Annotated in this window: 8 protein-coding genes and 2 pseudogenes; 4 read left to right on the forward strand and 6 right to left on the reverse strand. The window is 47.1% G+C overall.

What is annotated here, in order from left to right:
* Positions 1–550: 550 nt before the first annotated feature.
* The 4 genes from petC to VB741_RS25725 all read right to left on the reverse strand — a co-directional run bounded on the left by petC (position 551) and on the right by VB741_RS25725 (position 3,376).
* On the reverse strand, positions 551–1,084 hold the full coding sequence (gene petC, locus VB741_RS25710) for a cytochrome b6-f complex iron-sulfur subunit (RefSeq protein WP_323368081.1): 534 nt from the start codon (positions 1,082–1,084) through the stop codon (positions 551–553).
* A gap of 63 nt (positions 1,085–1,147) precedes the next feature.
* Positions 1,148–2,020: a sulfite exporter TauE/SafE family protein gene (locus tag VB741_RS25715; RefSeq protein ID WP_323368082.1), complete on the reverse strand. Its 873-nt coding sequence runs from the start codon at positions 2,018–2,020 to the stop codon at positions 1,148–1,150.
* A 29-nt stretch (positions 2,021–2,049) separates the two neighbouring features.
* Positions 2,050–2,607, reverse strand: coding sequence for a rhodanese-like domain-containing protein (locus tag VB741_RS25720; protein WP_323368083.1), 558 nt, complete (start codon positions 2,605–2,607; stop codon positions 2,050–2,052).
* A gap of 67 nt (positions 2,608–2,674) precedes the next feature.
* On the reverse strand, positions 2,675–3,376 hold the full coding sequence (locus VB741_RS25725) for an MBL fold metallo-hydrolase (RefSeq protein ID WP_442786455.1): 702 nt from the start codon (positions 3,374–3,376) through the stop codon (positions 2,675–2,677).
* Positions 3,377–3,433: 57 nt separating this feature from the next.
* Here VB741_RS25725 and VB741_RS25730 point away from each other — a divergent pair, with 57 nt between their 5' ends.
* The 4 genes and pseudogenes from VB741_RS25730 (at position 3,434) to VB741_RS25740 (ending at position 5,045) form a co-directional block, all read left to right on the forward strand.
* Positions 3,434–3,724: an ArsR/SmtB family transcription factor gene (locus VB741_RS25730; protein WP_323368085.1), complete on the forward strand. Its 291-nt coding sequence runs from the start codon at positions 3,434–3,436 to the stop codon at positions 3,722–3,724.
* Between the two features lie 24 nt (positions 3,725–3,748).
* A complete protein-coding gene (locus VB741_RS25735) occupies positions 3,749–3,925 on the forward strand; it encodes a hypothetical protein (protein WP_323368086.1) in 177 nt (58 codons plus the stop codon).
* 47 nt (positions 3,926–3,972) lie between these two features.
* Positions 3,973–4,086 (forward strand): annotated as a pseudogene (locus VB741_RS26575) (transposase); the annotation flags it as partial.
* A 545-nt stretch (positions 4,087–4,631) separates the two neighbouring features.
* Entirely contained in the window at positions 4,632–5,045 is a 414-nt protein-coding gene (locus VB741_RS25740) for a hypothetical protein (RefSeq protein WP_323368087.1), read from the forward strand.
* Between the two features lie 35 nt (positions 5,046–5,080).
* On the opposite strand, the gene VB741_RS25745 is transcribed toward VB741_RS25740, so the two are convergent.
* A complete protein-coding gene (locus VB741_RS25745) occupies positions 5,081–5,269 on the reverse strand; it encodes a hypothetical protein (protein WP_323368088.1) in 189 nt (62 codons plus the stop codon).
* A gap of 286 nt (positions 5,270–5,555) precedes the next feature.
* Positions 5,556–6,065, reverse strand: a pseudogene (locus tag VB741_RS25750) (IS5 family transposase); the annotation flags it as partial.
* Positions 6,066–6,180 lie beyond the last annotated feature (115 nt).

Here is a 6,180-nt window from a genome sequence, read left to right on the forward strand (position 1 = left end):
AGACCCACTCTACTTTTGACTAAATTACTGGCTAATAAAACTGAGATGTCTAAAACCCTTGACCCACCTGATTTAGCCGCTTGAGAACGGGGCAGAAGCAAAACAGAAACTTGTCATTGTCCAGTTGGAGTGATAGATCGAAAAATTTCGCCTATCCTCTAGGGTAAAACGAGAATCTTTCTGCCTATCATGCCATCATAGTCCGATCGCCTAAAAATCATCAACCCCGATCTCACCCTTAACGTTAATCAATCAAGGTTCACAATGCTTCAATTTGCACAACACCACCCGCGATTGATTCCCCAAGAATTACTTGGGTAGGTGCCTACCAACTTTCCGAGAATTGGGGCACACCATAGCTGAGTAAAGCTGGGCTTGATCGTCGCTATCACTTTTGGATGGCAGCTTCTTGCATCTACCACGATCGGGCTTCTGGAGGCTCGACACGTAGGAGCCGTCGGTAGTGAGTCCAGCTCAATTCGGAACACACTGCGTTCCAATTTGGGAAACATTGAAAGAAAGCTCACATATGCCGCAGGTTCTACATCTCCTAATGCCACCAGGGTTGTGTGCCTGTACGTGGATCTGTTTGTGTCCAGGGTAAAATCCAGATCGCTTCTCCTTCGACCAGAACGTGAACCAGCTTCAGGGGGCGATCAGCTGGACCTCTTACGACAGAACCATCGGAGGCAAAGCGAGAACCATGACAAGGACATTGAAACTGCTGTTCAACACCATTCCAAGGAAACGTGCATCCCAGGTGTGTGCAGTTATCTACAATGCCAATCGCATCTAGTGTGTTGGCTTCCGTAACAGTCAAATAGGTGGGTTCACCTGCCAATCCAGCAATTAATGCTCGACTTCCTGGTGAATTTGCCAACAATTGAGAGACAGGAATCGGGTTACCTAACTGATCCTTGGCAAGGATTGCACCCCCCTTTCCTGTTTCAGGAGGCGGGATGAAAAAATTGACCATAGGATAAAGGGCTGATCCAGCCGTGACGGCAACAGCAGCACCCGTTAAAAAATTGAGAAACTGTCGTCGATTCAATGCAGAATCATTGGGAGAAAGATTGGCATCCATTGCTGGGATCCTCCTGTAGATTGTTTATTAAGGGAGAGAGCAAGTTTGAAGCTAATTTTGTGATTAAGTTGAGCCTGTTCTTGAGCAACGCGCCTGTATTGGGTTGATGACTGTTGCTGGCGCAGAAGAAGTTTGTGAAGAGCGGTAGTAGGCATAATTTTTGATTAAAACAAAGGTGGCGATCGCAATCAAAAAATAACCAAATCCTTTTTGGAGTTGACGGGCAGAAACAAATTGTCCCAGGTAGCCGCCCAGCACAGTTCCTAAACCCGCCGCAAAGGTAAACGAAACCGTCAAGTGCCAATTCAGCTCAATATGTCCCCAATAACCCAGTAAGCCAGCGATCGAGTTACCTGCAATAATCAATAGTGATGTGCCGATCGCTTGTTTCATCGGAATTTTGCCGAGCAAGACCAAGGTAGGAACAATCGCAAATCCACCACCTACTCCCACCAGGCCTGTTAAACCTCCAACGCCAATCCCTTCGATCATTAGCCATAACCAGCAATACTTGCAGACAGGGGGTTGGTAGAAGACTTCATGCTGCACGGCTTCAGGGGACGGCTCAGATTTTGCCGCACGACGGATCATCAATCCGGCAGCCAACAGCATGGCAACGCCAAATAACGCCATCTGAAACGTGGCTGTGATCCAGGGTTGGGTTGCCAATCGTGCCCCTAGATAAGCCCCCAGCATGGTGGCAGAACCAAACACGATCGCCGTTCTGCCGTTGAGATTGCCCCGTCGCCAATGGGGAATAGCACCCACTAAGCTGACTAAGCCCACCACGATCAGCGTCATCGCAATTGCCGATTTAGTGGGAATGCCCATGATATACACCAGCACGGGCAACGCCAATACTGAACCGCCGCTCCCCAGCAGCCCTAGACTCACGCCAATAGCGATCGCAAATAGATGACCCAGTGCATACAGCATCGTTTCGCCTCAATATCGTTTCGCCTCAATTACGACCAACGCTGACCAATGTTGCGGTTGTAGGGCAACTGAGCCAGTAGCATTCCCATCGCACAGGTATTGGTTCCCCCAGAAAATACTAACCCCGTACCCACTAAACCGCTGAGCAGGAAGCCCCAGGGCGAAACGGTAACTCCCAGAATTGTCCCGAACAGGACTAGCAGACCTGCGACTATCTGCACTTGACGAAACAAACTTATGGGCGCATTTCGGCTTTTTTCCAGTGGATAAGCTTCTGCTTTCCAGGTAGAGAGTCCGGACTGCAATTCCGTCACATCGGTAAAACCTGCCGCTCTGAGTTGGGTTGCTGCACGAGCAGAGCGCTTGCCCGACTGACAATACAGTAAAAGACGTTGTCCAGGCTGAAGATGAATCTGACTGGGATCAAATTTAGATAGCGGATGGGAAATGGCTCCAGAAATATGTTCGATGGCATATTCCACTGGTTCACGCACATCAATCAAAAGAACAGATTGAGGATTGTTGAGCCATTGTTTGAGTGTGAGTGCATTAATCGTTTGGGAAGCCGATGTTTGAGTTTGAGTCATGGCCAATTCCTCTGAGTAAAAAATCGTCAACATTAAATCGTTAACGCCACCGTTGCAGGTGCTGTATTTAAGCCATAACTGACGCAACATTGCCACAGCGTTCATTGGCTTGCACTGCTTCTGCAATTTTTTTCGGGTCGGGCAAGTTCAATCCATTCATCAATTGAATAAATGCATCCCGACTCTGCCCTGCCAATCGGAGATTCCACTGCTTTTCTTCGCCAATGGTGGAGACGGTTCGTCCCTGGTAATCATGTCCTGGATAAACCACCGTACTATCTGGCAATGTAAATAACCGTTGAGTAATGGCGTCAAACAAAGTTCCTGCATCACCACCTTGAAAGTCTGTGCGACCACAGCCGCGAATCAGCAGGGAGTCGCCCGTCAACAGATGGGTTCCATCAATCAAATACGCCATGTGACTATCGGTATGTCCTGGCGTGGCAATTGCCTCGATTTCCACCGCCCCAACTTGCAGGCGATCGCGATCGCTGATAAAGCGATCGGCACAGTCTATCTGTGCTTGTTTTGGCACCACACCTCTGCATCCGGTTCGTTTGCGCAGCTCAGCGGCTCCCGTAATGTGATCAGCATGAACATGGGTTTCCATGCAATAGCTTAGGGTTAAACCCAATTGATTGAGCAAGGTAACATCCCGCTCCACTTGCTCTAGTACTGGGTCAATCAAAACGGCTTCTGCGGTTTGCGGGTCTGCCACTAGATAGGTGTAGGTGCTAGTAACCGGATCAAACAGTTGTCGGAACAATATCAGATGTTCTCCTCAATTAACTTGCTTAACAATATTACTATATAGTAATATAAGGTCTTGTCGGGACTGAGCCGACTTCAGGTCTTTTGTACTCTTAAGTCTGGCAGCAAAAATGTCTCTGAAATTATGGAGATCACAGGCTTAGGGCAAGCCAATGTCTCTAAACATCTCAAGATTTTGTCCCAGGCGGGTATTGTTGCTCGCCAGCCGAAAGGAGTCAGCGTCTATTACGAGCTAGCTGATCCAATGATCTTCGATCTGTGTGAACTGGTCTGCGGCAGGCTGGAAACTCGGCTACAGGATCAGTCTCAGCAGCTTCAGTCCCTAGAGATGCTGCGCCAGTCATAATCCACACTTGATTGGAGGGTTGCTATGGCTCATGTTGTCGTGATTGGTGCTGGATTAGGTGGTTTGCTGATTCGACCACCCGAGCAAACGCCTCTGCCTGACGGTGTTGGTGATAAAGCAAGGCTGATTCTGCTGAATGACGGTAGCGGCTTGCTGCCATTAGCAGAGGCGAGAAACCGGGTTTCTGAGGTAGGTCTTTAGAATTTCTAGGGGAACTCTGAACTTGGAGACTTTGGGGATTATTAGAGATGCCGCGTCGTCAGGTAAACTTTGCACCAGGACACTACTATCATCTCTATAACCGTGGCAACAATCGCCAGAATATTTTCTTTGAACGCGAAAACCATTTGTATTTTTTGCGGTAGTTTCGGCACTGCCTGGAAGACCTCACCTATCATACTTGTTACGACAAGACCGCTGACTTAATCGCTCAAGTCGAACACTTTCAGGCACGGCTCAATGATGACCCGCTAGCCCTCTCTCAATGTTTGTGGGTCTCGACTCAGCTTGATCCTGAAATCGAAAAACTCCGGTTCTCAACTTAGATGGGGTTTAGCGTGTCTGCCTCCACCCCCGAAGATTGTTTGTTAAACGAAAAAGGAGGTTCTTGCCTGACATCACAAAGGACCAACACACTTTATTTTTCTACGAAGAGACCACAATACTCAAGTGATTAATTTCATCAATGCCAATGACCCAACCCAAAATACCATTAATCTGTTGCTGTTATAAGTACTCAGATTTAATGTGGCTTTATAGTTTCTTATCACGCAATTCAGTGTAACAACGGAGTGCTCGTTTGGGTGATTTTATCTAGGATAGTTGCACCAGACTATAACAAGAAAGAGTTAGCCTCCCTAGATATAGTCACTTATACAGAACCAAGTTAGCCAAGTTGTTTTCAAGGATGAATAGTATGACCAGTCGGCCATCTCAGGTTAAAATCAGCGCTAAAAGGCGGATATCTAACTCTCCTGATGCTTCTATGGTGATTGATAGCCACCTACAACTAGCTCAAAAGTTGGCTCAGAAAAAAAACTATAAAGCTGCAATCTTTGAGTTGAGACAAGCCATTAAGGCATACCCTGGCAATGCCCTGTGCCACAGCACTTTGTCCGTCCTATATTTGCAGTCACAGCAAAATACCATGGCAGGCGTCCATGCTAAACAGGCATTAGTGTTAGACCCAACAAATCAACTAGCCACAAAAATCCAGGAAACGTTGATGAAACAAAAATCTGACCATGCCAAACGTCAACAAATTAAAACGGAGGCAAAGGAACGTGGAATACTTGGTCTACTGTCTAAAAAAGTATTTTAGACAGTAGACCGTAGGTCTAGCATTGGTTACTGGATCTAGAAATCATCCAGGTTAATGCCAACAACTTCTTTCTGTACTTGCTGAAAATAGTCACTACTAGTCAAACTGATAACGTCCTCTTTCTGTTGTTCTTGACCAATCTCAATGCTTAATTCTTCGAGCTGGCGTCTTAGCTGCTCTTCTCGACAAACACGTTCGTTAATATCTTGAACAAATACCCTCATAATAGAGAAGGTATTGTTCTTATCCCTGACAACGCAAGCATCAATTTGGGTTCAGGATGATATCCCGTCTTTGCAGTAAGAGCGGTGTTCAAATCCTTTACTGACTTTTCAGATAGAGCGATTCCATCTTGCGTTGCACTCGGGGATGCGGGTGATGGTATCGCTCATAGTGAAGGGCTTCGATATCAGCGGAGGTAAATGTGTCAGCTTGATCATTGGGCTACAACCCTTCAATTGGCCCCATTTTACCTGCTCTCTCAAACTCTAAGTTTGTGCCCTGATAGAGTATAGCGTTCGAGGTCACCACGGCTGCCAGTATCTCGCCCGTTTGCGCATCGACACCCAACCGTAATTTGAGCCACGTACGACGTTTGCTGACCCCAGGCTGAGGGGTTTTCCATTCCCCTTCTTCATAGAACTTTAATTCCCATACTGTGGACCACCCCATGACGTTCCCTGCTGGTGGAGTTCGTCGGTATATATCCATGCTTAAGGACTTTTGACGACGAGACAGCGTAGTATGTACCGCTATGGACACCGATACCCCCATCAACTCAAAGATAGACCCCGCAAAACCGATGGTTTGACGCAACGCCAGTCCGTCAATCACTTTCAAGGTTAATCATGTCTGAATGGCTAAGTCACTGTAGGTCTTAGAAGCGCCAGGCTGACCTGTCGTTTGAGTGTTTTTCCAGGCTACAATTACCTCATCGCTAAGCCATTGCGTCAAACTTCCTCGCTTGCCCAAGGCGGCGTTATACTCAGACCAGTTGCGCAGTTTGTAAGCAGCAATTATAAATTCAAAATGTAATATTTGATACAGACGCGCGTGCCCAGTAAATGGGTTTTAAGAAATAGTTGAAACCTAGCGTGTGGGTCGGGTGCATCTCTATGGAAAATATCGGCATCAG

Source organism: Leptothoe sp. PORK10 BA2, assembly GCF_034932105.1.
In the GTDB taxonomy this organism is placed as follows: domain Bacteria; phylum Cyanobacteriota; class Cyanobacteriia; order Phormidesmidales; family Phormidesmidaceae; genus Leptothoe.

Coding starts and splice junctions, on each gene's coding strand:
- VB741_RS25740 (WP_323368087.1), top strand. CDS start 4,632: ATGAATAGTATGACCAGTCGGCCATCTCAGGTTAAAATCAGCGCTAAA.
- VB741_RS25745 (WP_323368088.1), bottom strand. CDS start 5,269: ATGAGGGTATTTGTTCAAGATATTAACGAACGTGTTTGTCGAGAAGAG.
- VB741_RS25720 (WP_323368083.1), bottom strand. CDS start 2,607: ATGACTCAAACTCAAACATCGGCTTCCCAAACGATTAATGCACTCACA.
- VB741_RS25715 (WP_323368082.1), bottom strand. CDS start 2,020: ATGCTGTATGCACTGGGTCATCTATTTGCGATCGCTATTGGCGTGAGT.
- petC (WP_323368081.1), bottom strand. CDS start 1,084: ATGGATGCCAATCTTTCTCCCAATGATTCTGCATTGAATCGACGACAG.
- VB741_RS25735 (WP_323368086.1), top strand. CDS start 3,749: ATGGCTCATGTTGTCGTGATTGGTGCTGGATTAGGTGGTTTGCTGATT.